The sequence below is a fragment of the Kitasatospora sp. UYEF31 genome (assembly GCF_057291755.1).
Genome location: NZ_JBXAWK010000007.1, coordinates 80,838 through 97,566, shown reverse-complemented (window position 1 = coordinate 97,566; position 16,729 = coordinate 80,838). Strand labels below are relative to the sequence as shown.

Below are 16,729 nucleotides of genomic sequence, written 5' to 3'. Positions count from 1 at the left end.
GTCTACCGAACGGTCTGATGTGTAGGCAGCGGCAGCGGCAGCGGCAGCGGCAACGGGGACGGGGAACCGATGAGCGGCAACATGTCCGTCGAGCTCGATTCGATGGAGTCTTTCCAGAAGCGGATCGACGGTGTGCTTGAGGAGCTGAAGGCCTCCTCGGTGGCGCCGGGTAAGCCCACCACCGAGCTCAAGATCAAAGACGGCTCCGAAGGTGAGTTCCCCGAAGGGTGGCTGCTCTCCAAGATGAACACCAGCACCCTGCAGTCGATGGAGCGGCTCTCCGCGCAGTTGAAGCTGCAGATCGAGGCCATGCGCTACTCGACCCGGTATGCCCAGGGGCAGTACGACATCGAGGAGGGCAACGTCAAGAAGCTCTACGAGGGCTTGCAGGAGACCAACAACAAAGTCACCTCCGGGCCTGAGGTCAACTACCACGACCGCCCGAACGCCGGCGGCTGACACCCTGCGGTTTCTACACTCGGCATACCGGATCGATGTACTGACGGACTGCTCACGGGGACGAGGGATTCGCAGATGTTGGACGCAGGTGGGGGCGGGAGTGCCGGCTTCGAGGGGTACACGCACGAGCAGTTGCTTCTGCTCGTCAAGAAGGCGGACGCGGCGGCGCTGAGCCGGACCGGCACGGCGTTGACGGCGGCCAAGACGCCGCTGACGACGATCGCCGAGGATATCAAGACGTACGCCCAGAACATTCAATGGGAGGGCAAGGCCGCGGAGCAGTTCCGCGAGTGGGCCTTCAAAGTCGCTTTGGTCACCCGGGAGGTCGCCGACTACTCGGACACGTCCGGCGCGGCGATGGTGAATGCGAGTATCGCGCTGGTTGCCGCCCAGACGAACATCGAGCAGATCCCGGCGAACGAAAAGCTCATCGTCGACACCAAGGGCGAACAAGCCCTGTTGTGCATGGTCGAGACCGACAAGGCCAAACTCGTGGCCAATGCCAAGATCGTTCTTGAGAACGCCCGGCAGAAGGCCATCGCCACGATGATGAGCCTCGGCAGCCACTACAAGGTCTCCACCGACACCCAGGTCAACCTGCCGGAGCCGGTCTACCCGCCACTGCCGAACCTTCCGCCGCCTGGCTCGTACGTTCCCCCCCGCGGCTACAGCGGCAACAACCGCACCGGTTCCAGCACCGGCCGGGCCAAGGTCCGTTCGGTGACTGGCGTAGGCATTGGCGACTACTCGGGTCCCACCTTCATCCCGGGTCACACCAGCGAGAACAACGTCGTGGCCCTCGGTGTCCAGGGCAATGTCCTCCCGGTCTCGAACTTCCCGGTGGACGTCGGCCTGGCCGGCAACGGTCCCCTGACCGGTGTCCCGAACGGTGGCGGTACGGCGACGCTGCCGCCGCCGGCCTCCGGCGGCGGCATGCAGCCAGGGCCCGGTGGCTCCGGGCCGGTGGCCCCCGGCGGGTTCCCTGGCGGTCTTCCCCCCGGCGGCACCAAAGGCGGCCGCGGCAAGGGCGGCAAGAGTCCCGGCCTGGCCGGCGGCGGAAGCCCCAGGGGCGGCGGCAGGGCGGGCCAGAGCGGCGGGCTGCGCGGTGGCACATCGAACCTTCCCGGCCGCGGCGCGGGCCCGGGCACCAGCGGCATGTCGGGTGGACGCCCGGGTATGGGCGGACGCCCCGGTATGGGCGGCGCCCAGGGCGCGGGCGGAGCCAACGGGGGCGGCGCGGGTGCCCGACGCGGTGCCTCGCTGGCCGGTGAGCACGGCGGTGTGCTGGGCGGCAGTGCGATGCGTCCCGGTGGCATGGGAGGCGCGACGGGCGCCGGTGGTGCCGGCGGCGGAGCCGCCGGGCCCCGCCGGGCCTCCGTCGCGGGTGAACGTGGCGGTGTGCTGGGCGGCAGCGCGATGCGCCCCGGCGGCATGGGCGGCGCGGGCGGTGGCGGCGGCACGTCCGGCGGCGCCGGTGGCGCGCGCCGGGCCTCCGTCTCCGGTGAGCGCGGCGGCATCGTCGGCGGCAGCGCGATGCGCGGTGCGGCCGGCGGCCGGGAGCGCGACGAGGAGCGGCGGCAGCGTGCCGACTACCTCCGTGAGGACGCGGAGACGTGGGAGCCCGGGGGAGCGCCGGTGACGACCAACGCGATCGGCGAGGAACGGGACGGTCGTCCGGCGGGCGCCGGCCGCGGTCAGCCCGTCAACTCGCCGGTGATCGACTGAGTTACGCGTTTTCGTGCCAGGGGATCTGGTGCGTCCGGCGCTGAAACGCCGGACTGAGCCGGGGCCCGGAACCTCCCTGCGGAGGTTTTGGGCCTTTGTGCTCATGGGCGCCGACCAACCGCAGTGATTCCCGTACGGCGGCCGACCGGTGACCGTACGCTGATCCCGGTGTCCTCTCATGGGACGGGAGAGGGCTCCGGGGGAGTAGGGGAACGTGGACGGCTGGGGGCCCGGGGGATGGGCGTCCGGTCATCGCCGGCACGTCGTCAGGGGGCATTGGAGGCGTCCGGGATGCTCCGGACCGGCCCTGCGACGTGCCCGATGCTTGGGGGGATCATGCACGGGAACCGCAGGAGCACGGAGTCGGCGCAGAACACCAGTTCGGGGTTGCGCACCCTGGTGGTCGGGGCCGGATCGGCGGGCAGTGCGCTGGCCCGGGATCTATTGCACACGCCGGACTTCGGCCTCTGGCCGATCGGCTTCCTCGACGACGACCCGGCCAAGGCCGCCGTCAACGTCGGGGCGTACGGAAACCCGGACCCCGACCGGCTTCCGGTTCTGGGTCGCCTGGACGAACTGACCTCAGTGGCCCTGGAGTTCAACGCCGAAGTGGTGGCGCTGGCCATCCCGGGACTGCCGGTCGAGGATTTCCGTACGCTCGCCGCTTCGGCCGCGACCGTCGGTGCGGCGGTGCGCTATCTACCGTCCTTCCTGGTGGCCCTGCAGCGGGACGTCGTCGGCAGCGACATGCGTACGCTCGACGTCAACCGGCTGATCGGGCGTCAGGAACTCCATGTCGTCTCCGCTTCGGTCCGCGAGGTCATCGCCGGACGGCGGGTCCTGGTCACCGGGGCCGGCGGCTCCATCGGCAGCGAACTCTGCCGCCAGGTAAGAGGGTTCGGACCCAGTGCGCTCTACATGCTCGACCATGACGAGTCCAACCTGCACCGCCTCCAGCTCGACCTGCTCGGCGAGGCGCTGCTCGACGACGACGGCCTTGTCATCGCCGACATCCGGGACCGGCCGCGGATCGAACAGCTCTTCCGCGACATCAAGCCCGAAGTGGTCTTCCACGCCGCCGCGCACAAGCATCTGCCGCTCCTGGAGCGGCATCCGTGCGAGGCGGTGAAATCCAACGTCCTGGGTACGGAGAACCTGGTCCGCGCCTCCCTGGACATCGGTGTCGAACGCTTCGTGCTGATCTCCACCGACAAGGCCGCCGACCCGGTCTCCGTGCTCGGCGCCACCAAACGGCTCGCCGAGCTGATCGTGCAGGCCAACACCCAGTCCCCCGGAGTCTTCTCCGGGGTCCGCTTCGGGAACGTCCTGGGCAGCCGCGGGTCGCTGCTGTCGGTCCTAGAGTCGCAACTGCGCAGTGGCGGCCCGGTCACCGTGACGCACCCGGACGTGACCCGCTTCTTCATGACCATCGAAGAGGCTGTCGGGCTGGTCCTGGAGGCTGGCCGGATGGCGCAGGGCGGGGAGATCTTCGTGCTCGACATGGGTGATCCGGTGAAGATCGTCGACCTGGTGCGCAAGTTCGCCGAGCAGATGCGGCAGCCCGGGGTGGAGATCCGCTTCACCGGCCTCCGGCCTGGCGAGAAGCTCAACGAGGCGCTGTTCTCCAAGGCCGAGGAGCGGCTGCCCACCGAACACCCGAGGATCATGGCGACCGTGCCGCAGGGCTCCGACCTCGACGCGATGGTCGGTCTGGCGGCCCTGTACGAGGCCGCCGCGGTCAACGACGACGACGGCGTCCGGAAGCTGCTCACGGGTCTGCTGCCCGGCTATGAGGCGTCCGTACCCGGACCGTCTTCGGCGTCCGCCGCTCCGTACCCTGACGGTTTTTGACCAGAACCTGATGTTCTTGGTGTGTCCCAGATCACGAACGCTTGTACGGTAGGCGCAGTCGTGTCAGGGAGGGGACGCATGCTCGATCTTGAACTCAAGGAGGCGCTGGACGCTCTGCTCGGAGACCCCGAGCACTGGGTGCACGCCGGAACAGTCACTCCGTCGGGGGAGCCGCACGTCACGCCGGTGATGCTCGCGTACGACGACGACCACCTGTACCTGAGCCTCACCGGCCAGGCGAAGAAGACCAACCTGCAGGCCAATCCGAGGGTCTGCCTGTCGATGGCCAGGGACGGCGACATCGCGCACGTGATCGTGTGGGGCGACGTCGAACTGCGCGAGGACGCCTGGGCGCAGGAGCGCTGGGAGTTCTCGATCCGGCACATCCTCGGCGACGAGGGGCTGAAACTCCAGCAAAGGCAGCTGTCCCGCGAGGGCACCAGCCTGGGCGTGGTCACCCCGGTGCGCTGGCGGATCTTCGGCCTGGGCGTCGTCCCGGAGGACTACACGCCGGTGTACTGAGCCCCGGCCGGGCCTGGACCCGGCCCGCGCGGCCCTGTCGGGCCGTCCGCGGATACGGGCACTAAGGTCGACGCTTGACGAGAATTGTAATTGCAGGACCTTGTAAGGAGACGTCTGTGCCGTCCATCGACATCGTCCACGCCCGGGAGATCCTTGACTCCCGCGGCAACCCCACGGTCGAGGTCGAGGTGATCCTCGACGATGGCAGTCAGGGCCGGGCCGCCGTACCGTCCGGTGCGTCCACCGGCGCGTTCGAGGCCATCGAGCTGCGTGACGGCGACACGAGCCGGTACGGCGGCAAGGGTGTCCTCAAGGCCGTCGACGCAGTGGTGGAAAAGATCTTCCCTGAGGTGTCCGGCTTCGAAGCCGACGATCAGCGCCTGATCGACCAGGCGATGCTGGACCTGGACGGCACGCCGGACAAGTCCAACCTGGGCGCCAACGCCATGCTGGGCGTCTCGCTCGCCGTGGCCCACGCCGCGGCCGAGGCCTCCGACCTGGCGTTGTTCCGCTACGTCGGCGGCCCGAACGCGCACGTGCTGCCGGTTCCGATGATGAACATCCTCAACGGCGGGTCGCACGCCGACTCCAACGTCGACATCCAGGAGTTCATGATCGCGCCGATCGGCGCCGAGTCGTTCTCCGAGGCCGTCCGCTGGGGCGCCGAGGTCTACCACGCGCTGAAGGGCGTGCTCAAGGAGCGTGGCCTGTCCACCGGTCTGGGCGACGAGGGCGGTTTCGCGCCGAACCTCGAATCCAACCGCGCCGCGCTCGACCTCATCATCGAAGCGATCAAGAAGGCCGGCTACCAGCCGGGCACCGACATCGCGCTCGCCCTCGACGTGGCCGCCAGCGAGTTCCACCAGGACGGCGTCTACACCTTCGAAGGCAAGGCGAAGACCGCCGCCGAGATGGTCGAGTACTACACCGAGCTGGTCGACGCGTACCCGATGGTCTCCATCGAAGACCCGCTCGACGAAGAGGACTGGGACGGCTGGAAGGCCATGACCGGCACCCTCGGCGCCAAGGTCCAGATCGTCGGCGACGACCTGTTCGTCACCAACCCGGAGCGTCTGGCCCGCGGCATCGAGACCGGGACGGCCAACGCCCTCCTGGTCAAGGTCAACCAGATCGGCACGCTGACCGAGACGCTCGACGCCGTGTCGCTGGCCCAGACCAACGGATACCGGTGCATGATGAGTCACCGAAGCGGCGAGACCGAGGACACCACCATCGCCGACCTGGCCGTCGCCACCAACTGCGGCCAGATCAAGACCGGCGCGCCGGCCCGCTCGGACCGGGTGGCCAAGTACAACCAGTTGCTGCGCATCGAGGAGGTCCTCGACGACGCGGCGGTGTACGCGGGGCGTTCGGCGTTCCCCAGGTTCAAGGGCTGACACAGCAAGAACTGACACAACAAGAACTGACACAACAAGAACTGACACAGCAGGAGCGCAAACAGCAGGAACTGAAACAGCAGGAACTGAGCTGGCTTGGTAAAGGCTGGCTTAAAGGCCGGCTCGGTAAAGGCCGGCTCGGTAAAGGCCGGCTCGGTAAAGGCCGGCTCGGTAAAGGCCGGCTCGGTAAAGGCTGAAGCAACAGACTCGGTGCGCCCGACCGGCACACCCCCGGAGGAGTCGTGACCACAGCGCGGAACCCGGCACGTACGGCGGCACGCCCCACACGTCCCGCACGACCGGGTGACGCGGCACGGCGGGGGGTCCCCGGTCCCCGGAAAGGGGACCGGCGGCCCTCCGCCGCGGTGCGTCTGCGGAGGCTGCCGCAACGGCTCACCGGCCGGGCCGCACTGCTCGGGGTGACGCTGATCGCCCTGGCCACAGCGCTGACGGTGCCCGGCCGGCAGTACCTCGACCAACGCTCGGACACCGCGGAACTGCGAGGCCAGGTCACCGTGCAGGAGCGTGAGGTCCAGCGGCTGCACGACGAGCTGGAACGCTGGAAGGACCCGGCGTACATCCGGCAGCAGGCCCGCGAGCAACTGCACTACGTGAGCCCGGGGGACACCGGGTTCCAGGTGGTCCTGCCGCCACCGGTGAACACCGCCGTGCCCGGCGCGGCGCACGGCCGCCCGCAGTCCTGGCCGGACCGACTGTGGGAGTCCGTCCGGCAGACGGACCGTACGTCACCGTCCGCGGTGACCGCGCCGACGGCGGATCCGCCGGTCCCGGCACCGGCCGTGCTGTCAGGCCAGCAGAACCCGCCTCGGTGAAACCTACGAACATCGGAAATACTGCTCATATGGACCAGCAGGCACAGCCCGTACAGAACGACGTCGCCCCGGCGGACATCAAGGCGGTCCAGGCACAGCTCGGCCGTACGCCGCGCGGCCTGTGCGGTGTCGCCCACCGCTGCCCGTGCGGGCTGCCGGACGTGGTGCAGACCGCCCCGCGGCTTGAGGACGGCTCACCGTTCCCCACGACGTACTACCTGACCTGCCCGCGCGCCGCGTCGTCGATCGGCACCCTGGAAGCGGACGGGGTGATGAAGGAGATGACCGAGCGGCTGGCCACCGACGCAGACCTGGCGGCGAATTACCGCGCGGCGCACGAGGACTACATCGCCCGCCGCGACCTGCTCGGTGTCCTGGAGGGCTTCCCGTCGGCCGGCGGCATGCCCGACCGTGTCAAGTGCCTGCACGTCCTGGTCGCCCACTCGCTCGCGGCGGGCCCCGGCGTGAACCCGCTGGGCGACGAGGCCATCGCGATGCTGCCGCAGTGGTGGGCCAAGGGGCCGTGCGTCCAGGTCGCCGACAACGAGGAGGAGTAGTGACCACACGCGTCGCCGCGATCGACTGCGGGACCAACTCGATCCGCCTGCTGGTGGCCGATCTCGACCCGGAGACCGGTGCGCTCACTGACCTCACCCGGCGGATGGAGATCGTCCGTTTGGGCCAGGGGGTCGACAAGACCGGACGCCTGGCACCCGAAGCGCTGGAACGCACGTTCGTCCGTTGCCGGGAGTACGCCGAAGAGATCCACAACCTCGGTGTGGGCACGGACAAACTCCGCTTCGTCGCCACCAGCGCCAGCCGGGACGCGGAGAACCGCGAGGACTTCCGCTCCGGCGTGCTCGACATCCTCGGCGTCGAACCCGTGGTCATCACCGGTGACGAGGAGGCCGGGCTCTCCTTCGCCGGGGCGACCCGCGAACTCTTCGGCTCCAAGCGCTACGAGACTCCGTACCTCGTCCTGGACATCGGTGGCGGTTCGACGGAGTTCGTCCTCGGGACCGACCACCCCGACGCGGCGCGGTCGGTGGACATCGGCTGCGTGCGGCTGACCGAACGGCACTTCCACAGCGATCCGCCGACCGCCGGGCAGGTGGCCGCGGCCCGCGCGGACATCGAGGCCGCGATCGACAAGGCCGCCGAGACGGTGCCGCTGGACCGGATGCGGACCCTCGTCGGCCTGGCCGGGTCGGTCACCACCGTCGCCGGTCTCGCGCTCGGTCTGGCCGAGTACGACTCCGTCGCGATCCACCACTCGCGGCCCACGGTCGACCAGATCCGTACAGTCACTGAGCGACTGCTCGCCTCCACCCATAGTGAGCGCGCCGCGCAGCCGGTGATCCACCCGGGCCGGGTCGACGTCATCGGGGCCGGGGCGCTGGTCCTGCTGACCATCATGGAGCGGGTCGGCGCCCGGGATGTCGTGGTCAGTGAGCATGACATCCTCGACGGCATCGCCTGGAGCGTGCTGGACTAGGCCTTTCACGGCCTTGGCACAGCCTTCCGCGGTCTTCTGAAGGCCGCGCGAGCAGCGTGCGAAACATCAACGAAGGGCCGGTCCGTACGGGTCGGCCCTTCGTCTGAACGATGTTTGTGAATTGCTTCACATGGGATGGGGCAAAAAATCATGCCCTACGGGCGCGCGCTGTCCACTGGCTGAGCTGTTCGGGTAAAGCACTGTTCACAGCTTTGTGTCACTTCTACGCGATCCCCCCTCCTGATCTTCTGGAGAGGCAGAGATCACACCCGGTCCGGGATCCTCCGAGCCGCCCATATCGTTGCAGGTCAAAAGGCCAGGGGTGGCACGCGCTCAAGAGCTTGTGCCATTGTGAGAACCCAGCCCGGACCGGCGGCCCGCCAAGAGGCGTCAGTACTCGCGAAGACAAAAGCGCGCACTGTATCAGGCGATCCCCCTTGCCCTGTGAGCGGCCTCCCGGCGTAACCGGTTTTCACTCCGGGATACTTCAATCCATGAGCTCCACGGATCGTCCTCGCATCCTCGTCGTCGGCGGCGGCTACGTCGGTCTGTACGCGGCACGGCGCATCCTCAAGAAGATGCGCTACGCCGAGGCGGCCGTAACAGTCGTCGACCCCCGCGCGTACATGACGTACCAGCCCTTCCTCCCCGAAGCCGCGGCCGGCAACATCTCGCCGCGCCACGTGGTGGTCCCGCTGCGCCGCGTCCTCCCTCAGGCCGACGTCATCAACGGCCGCGTCACCTCGATCGACCACGAGGCCAAGACCGCCGTGGTCCAGCCGATCGCCGGTGCGTCCTATGAGCTCGGCTTCGACTACATCGTCGTCGCCCTGGGCTCGATATCCCGCACCTTCCCGATCCCGGGCCTCGCCGAGAACGGCATCGGCCTGAAGAACATCGAAGAAGCGATCTCGCTGCGCAACCACGTGCTCGCACAGCTCGACATCGCCGACTCGACCACCGACGAGGCGATCCGCCGCAAGGCGCTCACGTTCTGCTTCGTCGGCGGTGGTTTCGCGGGCATCGAGGCGCTGGGCGAGATCGAGGACATGGCCCGGTTCGCGGTGAAGTACTACAAGAACATCACCCGCGAGGACATGCGGTTCGTGATGGTCGAGGCCGCCGGCCGCATCCTCCCCGAGGTCGGCCCCGAACTCGGCAAGTGGACGCTGGCCAGCCTGAAGAAGCGGGACATCGAGTTCTTCCTGGAGACCTCGCTCAAGTCCTGCGTCGACAAGCACTGCGTCCTTTCGGACGGCACCGAGTTCGACGCCTCCACGATCCTGTGGACCGCGGGCGTCAAGCCCAACCCGGCGCTCGCGCAGTTCGGCCTCCCGCTCGGTCCGCGCGGCCACGTCGACACCCGGGCGACGCTCCAGGTGCAGGGCATGGATCACGTGTTCTCCGCTGGTGACAACGCCCAGGTCCCTGACCTGGCCGTGGGCGAGAGCGCCTGGTGCCCGCCGAACGCGCAGCACGCGCTGCGGCAGGCCGCTGTCCTGGGCGACAACGTCGTCTCGGTGATGCGCGGCTTCCCGGCCAAGGAGTACAAGCACGCGAACCTGGGCGCGGTCGCCGGTCTCGGCCTGCACAAGGGTGTCGCCACGGTGTTCGGCGGCAAGATCAAGCTCAAGGGCTGGCCGGCCTGGATGTTCCACCGCCTCTACCACGGTGCGATGGTCCCGACCGTCAACCGTACGATCCGCGTCTTCGCGGACTGGACGCTGTCGGCGTTCTTCCGCCGCGAGATCGTGTCGCTCGGCGCGATGGAGCACCCGTTCCGCGAGTTCGCCGACGCAGCCGCGCCGCCGAAGGCCATCCCGGCTCCGGCTTCGGCTGACGGCGAGAAGAAGGCCGAGAAGGCCAAGGCCGCGTAAAGCAGTCATCCGTACGAGCTCATAAACGAAGGTCCCCACCGCAGATGCGGTGGGGACCTTCGTTCTTGTACGGATTACTCAACTGCGGATTACTCAGCCTTGATGGCTTCCAGGACGTCCACCTTCGCCGCGCTGCGGGCCGGCCACAGTGCCGCCAGCACTCCGACGAGTGCAGCCAGCGCCACGAACAGCACCAACTGGTCGACTGGTACAACCACGTTCAGGCCGCTGATGTCGAACGAGCTGACACCGAACACCCCGGCCACCGTGCCGAGCACGATGCCCAGGACCGCGCCGAACACCGAGATCATGACCGCCTCCAGGCGGATCATCCGGCGCACCCGGCGGCGTTCCATGCCGATCGCGCGCAGCATGCCGATCTCCCGGGTCCGCTCAAAAACGGACATCGCGAGGGTGTTCACGATGCCGAGCACGGCGATGAGGATCGCCATGCCGAGCAAGCCGTAGAGCATGTTCAGCATCATGTCGATCATGCCGCCGGCCTCCTTGCGGATATCGTCCTTCGATTTGATGGTCAGCGCCGGGTTGTCGCCGAGCGACTTCTTCAGCGCGCCGCGCAGTTCCCCGGCCTTGCCCGGTTCTGCCTTCACCAGCACTTCGTTGTCGGTGACCCGGTCGATGTGCGGGGCCACCGTCTGGGTGGAGGCCAGGAAGCTGCTGTAGAGCAGGTCCGACGACTCGTAGATCCCGTTGAGTGGGAGCTCGGCCCTCTCCCCGTCCGGGAAGGTGACCTGGACCTTGCTGCCGACCTGCCAGTTGTGGTCCTTGGCAGTGTTCTCGGAGGCGAGCAGACCGGTGGACAGGCCCTCCGCACTGCCGGACTTCATGGTCAGGTTGTACACCTTGCTCGCGCCCATGGCGTCCAGCGCGGTGGCGCTGAAGTCCCTGCCGTCGACGGTGAGGTCGACCTCGCGGACCGGGCTGTACGCCGCCACTCCGGGCGTCTTGGCGACCTGCTCGGCGATCGCCGTGGACAACCGGCCGCCGTTGACTGAGCCGACCGTGTAGTCGGCCTGGTAGGTGTCGCTCACCAGCCCGTCGAGCTGGCCCTTGAGCGAGGCGCCGAACACCGACATCGCACTGACCAGGATCAGGCCGATGGTCAGGGCCGAGGCGGTGGCCGCCGTGCGCCGTGGGTTGCGCAGCGCGTTCTCCTTGGCAAGGCGGCCGTCCAGCTTGAACACCGAGCTGAGGAGTCCGCCGATGGCCTTGACCGCGGGGATGCCGATCAGCGGGGTGAGGATGATGATGCCGATCATCGCGACGATCCCGGCGCCGACGATCAGCAGTGCCTTGCCCTGGGCGTCCGCGCCGCCCTTCGCGATCATGACCGCGAGGACCAGACCGATGGCCAGGACCACCGTGCCGACGATCCCGCGACGTACCAGGCTCGCCTGGCTCGGCGGCTCGTTGGCTGACCGGAGTGCCGCGACGGGGGAGACCTTGGCCGCCTTACGGGCCGGCAGCCAGGCGGCGAGTACGGTCACCACGACGCCGATGACCAGGGCCGTGACGACGGTCCTGACGGAGACCACCGGGGAGCCGACGGGCAGGTCAGCGTCCGTGGCGTTGAGGATCGCGCCGAGGCCCACGGCCAGACCGATGCCCGCGACCAGGCCGACGACCCCGCCGACCAGCCCGATCACCGCGGCCTCGATCCGCACCGAGCGGATCACCTGGCGGCGGGTGGCGCCGATGGCCCGGAGCAGGGCCAGTTCCCGGGTGCGCTGGGCGACCAGCATCGTGAAGGTGTTCGCGATGATGAAGCAGCCGACGAACAGGGAGATCGCAGCGAAGGCGAGCAGCGAGGTGCGGATCGCCGAGCTGGCGTCCTCGGCCATCCGCTTCTCATCGCTGATCAGGAAGTTCTGCGTCTCGGCCTTGGCGTCCTTCGGCAGCAGTCCGGACAACCCCTCCTTGAGCTGGCCCTGCGAGGTGCCGGGCTTGGCCACGGCGTCGATCGAGGAGAAGGAGCCCGGCTGGGCGAAGGTCTGCTGGGCGGTCGCGGTGTCGAAGAGGGTGAGTGTGCCCTTGTCCTTGAGGATGCCGTTGCCGGTGGTGAAGACGCCGGTCAGGGTGTGCTCGGTCACCGGGCCGTCGGTCACCACCTTGATCCGGTCGCCGACCTTGAAGCCGTTCTTCCGTACAGTCCCGGCGTCCAGGGCGATCTCACCGGCCTTGGCCGGGCCGCGGCCCTGGGTGAAAGCGAACACCGGGTCCCTGCCGTCCGGCGCGGGGGCGAAGTTGGTGCCCGTGGCCTTGGTCCGCTTCCCGATGATGTCGCTCTTGTGGTTCACCACACCGGTGAAGCCGGAGACGTTCCCGCGCACCGACGCCACCCCGGGTTGCGCGCGGACCTTGTCGACAAGACCGCCGTTGAGCGCGCCGACCTGGCCGTTCTTGTCGGCGCTGCTGGTGGTGGTGATCCGGACCGAAAGGTCCTTGTACGCGTCACCGGCCTGGCCGGTGAGTCCCTTGTTCAGGGTGTCGCTGAAGACCATCACGGCGGCGACAAAAGCCACGCCGAAGACGATCGCCAGGCAGGTCATCAGAAGCCTGAGTTTGTGCGCGAAGACATTTCGCAGAGAAGTACGGAGCACGGGCCGGTCCTAAGGGAGAGGTTGTCGAGGGCCTGGGGCCAGCTGATCCGGAGGGCTCAGCTGGACCGGGCCTTGTCGAACCGCTTCATCCGGTCCAGGACCCCGTCGGCCGTCGGCTGATCGATCTCGTCGACGATCCGGCCGTCGGCGAGGAACAGGGCCCGGTCGGCGTACGAGGCGGCCACCGGGTCGTGGGTGACCATGACGATGGTCTGGCCGGCCTCGCGGGCCGAGGCCCGCAGCATGCCCAGCACCTCGGCGCCGGCGTGCGAGTCGAGGTTTCCGGTCGGCTCGTCGGCGAAGATGATCTCGGGCCGGGAGGCCAGCGCGCGGGCCACCGCGACGCGCTGCTGCTGGCCGCCGGACAACTCGGTCGGCCGATGGCCCAGACGGTCACGCAGCCCGACAGTGTCGATGACCTTGTCCAGCCACGCCTGGTCGGGCTTCCGCCCGGCGATGTCCATCGGCAGCGTGATGTTCTCCAGGGCGGTGAGCGTCGGCAGCAGGTTGAACGCCTGGAAGATGAAGCCGACCTTGTCCCGCCGCAGGTGGGTGAGCTGCTTGTCGTTCAGTGAGGACAGCTCCACGTCCCCGATCCGGACGGATCCCGCCGAGATCGAGTCGAGCCCGGCCACGCAGTGCATGAGCGTGGACTTGCCGGAGCCGGACGGGCCCATGATCGCGGTGAACTGTCCGCGGCCGAAACCGACCGAGACCCGGTCGAGGGCCGTCACCTGCGTCTCTCCTGAGCCGTAGACCTTGGAGAGATCGGTGGCCACTGCGGCGAGGCCGGCGCCCTGGACGGTGGAGGGGGTGGTCACGGGTGTGGCCTCACTTCGGTGCTTAACGGGGATGGTGCTGCACCGTCGTAGTCCGGCACCTGATCGACATTAGATGTGCCTTGTCCCGATTTGATCAACCTTGAAAGTGGTTGGTTTGCCGTTGTTTCGGATGATCTGACGCAGGCGTGTACCTCGTAGGTATGACACCGCTTTTGCGCCGGTTAGCCCATATGTAATGAAAAGCCCCATGAGTGGGTCAGTCGCGGCAGGTGGGGAACAAGCGGCCAAAGAGAAGGAGAGGCACTGTGAGCACGACACTGTCCGGGTCCCGATCACTGAGTCACCCAGGTTCTGCCGAACCTCCGGTGGTAACGCCCCCCGCAGCCTCGGGAAAACCCCGCCCCGTCCGGGCGGCGGCCGGGGAAAACCCCGCAGACCGGCTCCAGAACCATGGACCCGGCCTCGTCCCGAAGGTCCCACTCAAGGCCCGTGCGGCACGCCTGCTGTTCAACCGCGCCATCGCCGACCTGCGCATTCGGGTGCATCTGCCCGAGGGAAAGATCATCGGCGGCGGCGGGTTCGGCGACCCGGTGATGCGGATCGCCCGCCCCGACGAGTTCTACGCCCGCGTCGGCGCCCACGGCCTCATCGGATTCGGCGAAGCCTGGACGACCGGGGCCTGGGACGCCCACGACCCCACTTCGGTGCTCACCGTCTTCGCTGGAGCCGTCGACCGGCTGGTCCCCAAGCACCTCCAATGGCTGCGCCGCCAGGTGTTGCCCGGCCTGCCCGGCCACCAGTACGGCGGCCTGCCCGGTGCCCGCGCCAACGCCGGACACCACTACGACCTGTCCAAGGACCTGTTCGCACTCTTCCTCGACGAGACGATGACCTACTCGTCGGCGCTGTTCGAGTCCGGCGACGACCTGACCGCTGGACAACTGCGGGAGATCGACGCAGTCCTGGACTCCGCCGGAGTCGGCGAAGGCACCCGCGTCCTGGACATCGGCACCGGCTGGGGTGAACTCGCAGTCCGGGCCGCGGAGCGCGGGGCGAGCGTCACCACGGTGACCCTCTCCGTCGAACAGCAGCACGCCGCACTGCGCAAGGTCGCCGAGCGCGGGGTTGCAGACCTGGTTGCAGTTCTCCTGCAGGACTACCGCGAAGTTGAAGGCGAGTTCGACGCGGTCGTCAGCGTCGAGATGATCGGAGCGGTCGGTGAAAGCTGCTGGCCCGCCTATTTCCGGGCGATCGACCGTGTCCTGGCGCCGGAGGGCCGAGTGGTGGTCCAGGCGATCACCATGGCCGACGAGCGGATGCGGGCGACCCGGCGTACCCGGACCTGGATCCATCAGTACATCTTTCCCGGTGACCTGATCCCGTCCCCCGAGGCGATCGACCGGACACTGCGGACGTACACCGAGTTGCGGGTGGTCCAGCGCCGCGACTTCGGACCGCACTACGCCGAGACGCTGCGCCTGCGGCGGGAGCGATTCCTGGCCAAGATCGAAAGTGTCTCGGAGCTGGGGTTCGACACCCGTTTCCACCGCACGTGGGAGTTCTGCCTTGCCTATGCTGAGGCCGGCTTCCGCTCCGGATACCTCGATGTGGCGCAGTTCACCTTGGCTCGTACTCTTCGGTGACCGTCCGGTTGCCGGGAGCGATGCCGACGGGGTCTGCGGGAGCCGCTACGCTCAGCACCGCGCCCGGATGGTGGAACGCAGACACGGCGAGCTTAAACCTCGTTGACCCATGGGTCGTGCGGGTTCGAGTCCCGCTCCGGGCACGGGGTGATCATTGCTTTGATCTGCTGATATGTAGTTTCGAAGATCCCCGGGGTTGACGCTGGGGCGAGATTGTCAACGCAGTGACTCATCTCGCCCCAGTTGGCGAGGCAGGCGGGCCGGGTTTCTTGTCGCGCGAGATTTGGGGCGATCCGGATTTTTGATCGCCCCAAATCTGCAATTACGTCCGAGGTGTCCTGTTACGGGCTTGCCGAGCCCGCTCTTTGCGGATGAGCGTGTGGCGAGCTGGTGGTACTTGCAGGTAGGTGGCTCCCGCGAGTTGGACGTGCCTCGGTGGAACTGTGTTCCTGTGCAAGGCGGATCGCTGCTCCCAGGTAAAGGAGAGCCCGGTCGATACCCGTCTGTGCCGGATACAGGACCAACGCCTCGGCGCCTCAACGACCGGCATGGGCCAGCGCTGCGCCACGGCTGGGCACTGCAAACGGCTCACAGAAAGCAGGTTAGGGCCGGGCTCGTCAATCTTCTTTACCGCTTGGGCAGTTGGTCGACAGCGACCTGCCATGGATACGCGTCGAGGTTCCCCTGCTTCGGCTCATGCGGCACGAAACCGCTGTCACCCAACAAGACACGCACCCCGTCCTCGCGCAGGAATGCCACACTGCGGCCGAAAGCTCTGTGCTGAGCCTGCGCAGCGTTCAGGTGCGGCAGGGCCACGACCGGCAGGCCGAGGCCGACCGCCTCCGTCAGCAGCCCGAGCGCGAGCGTGTCGGAGATGCCAGCCGCCCATTTGTTGACGCTGTTGAATGTAATGGGCGCAGCCAGGATGGCGTCCGGCTTCGGCAGCACGTCGGCCTCATCGGGGAGCTTGTAAGTGTGCCGTACGGGGTGGCCGGTGAGTTCGCGCAGTGTTTCGAGGTCGGCCTCCAACCAGCGGTGTGCGGAGGGCGTCAAGATGACGCAGACGTCCCAGCCGACAGCCTGAGCGGCGCGGATCCCGGTGGCGATCCGGCGGGCGGGCGGGGCGGCGCAGGAGATCAGGTACAGGGTGCGGGAGGTGGTCATCCGGGTAGTCCACAGCGCCCGGCCAGCGCGCGCAAGCGTCCTTCGGCACTGCCGACACCCAGCAGGCGGTCCAGTGGGATCTGGAGAACCCGGGCTGCGTCCTCCAGGACCGACAGGCGGGGGTCGCTCTGTCGTAGGCCGCCTTCCAGGTCCTGGACCCACCTGCGGCTCTTGCCCATCAGCGCGCCGAAATCCCGCTGTCCCATGCGGCGGCGCTCCCTCCAGAAGGCGATGCGGCGGTCGATCTGATGGTCCATGAGGTGGCTCCGGGTGAGGTGAGCGACGATGCACGCATAGTGCGTGCTCTCTCTTCGGTATACCGCCCGTACGGTCGATTCATGGGCGAGACCGTGAAGAACA

At 68.0% G+C, this 16,729-nt stretch carries 14 protein-coding genes and 1 tRNA gene; 11 read left to right on the top strand and 4 right to left on the bottom strand.

Annotation, left to right across the window (positions count from 1 at the left end; all coding sequences use genetic code 11):
• Positions 1-69 precede the first annotated feature (69 nt).
• The 9 genes from AC0Z36_RS05590 to AC0Z36_RS05550 all read left to right on the top strand — a co-directional run bounded on the left by AC0Z36_RS05590 (position 70) and on the right by AC0Z36_RS05550 (position 10,159).
• Positions 70-459 carry a hypothetical protein gene (locus tag AC0Z36_RS05590; RefSeq protein WP_485461556.1) on the top strand — a complete coding sequence of 130 codons (390 nt, stop codon included), beginning with the start codon at positions 70-72 and terminating at the stop codon, positions 457-459.
• A 75-nt stretch (positions 460-534) separates the two neighbouring features.
• Positions 535-2,184 (top strand): WXG100 family type VII secretion target, encoded by a 1,650-nt coding sequence (locus AC0Z36_RS05585; RefSeq protein WP_485461555.1) that lies wholly within the window; start codon positions 535-537, stop codon positions 2,182-2,184.
• 336 nt (positions 2,185-2,520) lie between these two features.
• Positions 2,521-4,035 (top strand): polysaccharide biosynthesis protein, encoded by a 1,515-nt coding sequence (locus tag AC0Z36_RS05580; protein WP_485461554.1) that lies wholly within the window; start codon positions 2,521-2,523, stop codon positions 4,033-4,035.
• A 78-nt stretch (positions 4,036-4,113) separates the two neighbouring features.
• On the top strand, positions 4,114-4,557 hold the full coding sequence (locus AC0Z36_RS05575; protein ID WP_485461553.1) for a pyridoxamine 5'-phosphate oxidase family protein: 444 nt from the start codon (positions 4,114-4,116) through the stop codon (positions 4,555-4,557).
• Positions 4,558-4,673: 116 nt separating this feature from the next.
• Positions 4,674-5,954, top strand: coding sequence for a phosphopyruvate hydratase (gene eno / locus AC0Z36_RS05570; RefSeq protein WP_485461552.1), 1,281 nt, complete (start codon positions 4,674-4,676; stop codon positions 5,952-5,954).
• A gap of 365 nt (positions 5,955-6,319) precedes the next feature.
• A complete protein-coding gene (locus AC0Z36_RS05565; protein ID WP_485461551.1) occupies positions 6,320-6,787 on the top strand; it encodes an FtsB family cell division protein in 468 nt (155 codons plus the stop codon).
• Positions 6,788-6,816: 29 nt separating this feature from the next.
• The gene (locus tag AC0Z36_RS05560; RefSeq protein WP_485461550.1) at positions 6,817-7,344 is read left to right on the top strand and encodes a DUF501 domain-containing protein; all 528 of its coding nucleotides are present in this window, start codon (positions 6,817-6,819) and stop codon (positions 7,342-7,344) included.
• Positions 7,344-8,282, top strand: a complete 939-nt coding sequence (locus AC0Z36_RS05555; RefSeq protein WP_485461549.1) for a Ppx/GppA phosphatase family protein — start codon at positions 7,344-7,346, stop codon at positions 8,280-8,282. Before AC0Z36_RS05560 ends, AC0Z36_RS05555 begins: the two co-directional genes overlap by 1 nt.
• A gap of 494 nt (positions 8,283-8,776) precedes the next feature.
• The gene (locus AC0Z36_RS05550) at positions 8,777-10,159 is read left to right on the top strand and encodes an NAD(P)/FAD-dependent oxidoreductase (protein ID WP_485461548.1); all 1,383 of its coding nucleotides are present in this window, start codon (positions 8,777-8,779) and stop codon (positions 10,157-10,159) included.
• 89 nt (positions 10,160-10,248) lie between these two features.
• Here the strand turns inward: AC0Z36_RS05550 and AC0Z36_RS05545 are convergent, their stop codons facing one another.
• Positions 10,249-12,780, bottom strand: coding sequence for an ABC transporter permease (locus AC0Z36_RS05545; RefSeq protein ID WP_485461547.1), 2,532 nt, complete (start codon positions 12,778-12,780; stop codon positions 10,249-10,251).
• A gap of 56 nt (positions 12,781-12,836) precedes the next feature.
• The gene (locus AC0Z36_RS05540) at positions 12,837-13,601 is read right to left on the bottom strand and encodes an ABC transporter ATP-binding protein (RefSeq protein ID WP_485461546.1); all 765 of its coding nucleotides are present in this window, start codon (positions 13,599-13,601) and stop codon (positions 12,837-12,839) included.
• Positions 13,602-13,927: 326 nt separating this feature from the next.
• Between AC0Z36_RS05540 and AC0Z36_RS05535 the strand changes: the two genes are divergently transcribed.
• Together AC0Z36_RS05535 and AC0Z36_RS05530 are read left to right on the top strand one after the other, a co-directional pair.
• Positions 13,928-15,205, top strand: coding sequence for a class I SAM-dependent methyltransferase (locus tag AC0Z36_RS05535; protein WP_485461545.1), 1,278 nt, complete (start codon positions 13,928-13,930; stop codon positions 15,203-15,205).
• A 61-nt stretch (positions 15,206-15,266) separates the two neighbouring features.
• A tRNA-Leu gene (locus AC0Z36_RS05530) sits at positions 15,267-15,348 on the top strand.
• A gap of 484 nt (positions 15,349-15,832) precedes the next feature.
• On the opposite strand, the gene AC0Z36_RS05525 is transcribed toward AC0Z36_RS05530, so the two are convergent.
• Together AC0Z36_RS05525 and AC0Z36_RS05520 are read right to left on the bottom strand one after the other, a co-directional pair.
• The gene (locus tag AC0Z36_RS05525) at positions 15,833-16,369 is read right to left on the bottom strand and encodes a flavoprotein (RefSeq protein WP_485461544.1); all 537 of its coding nucleotides are present in this window, start codon (positions 16,367-16,369) and stop codon (positions 15,833-15,835) included.
• On the bottom strand, positions 16,366-16,626 hold the full coding sequence (locus AC0Z36_RS05520; RefSeq protein WP_485461543.1) for a helix-turn-helix transcriptional regulator: 261 nt from the start codon (positions 16,624-16,626) through the stop codon (positions 16,366-16,368). Before AC0Z36_RS05520 ends, AC0Z36_RS05525 begins: the two co-directional genes overlap by 4 nt.
• Between the last annotated feature and the right edge of the window lie 103 nt (positions 16,627-16,729).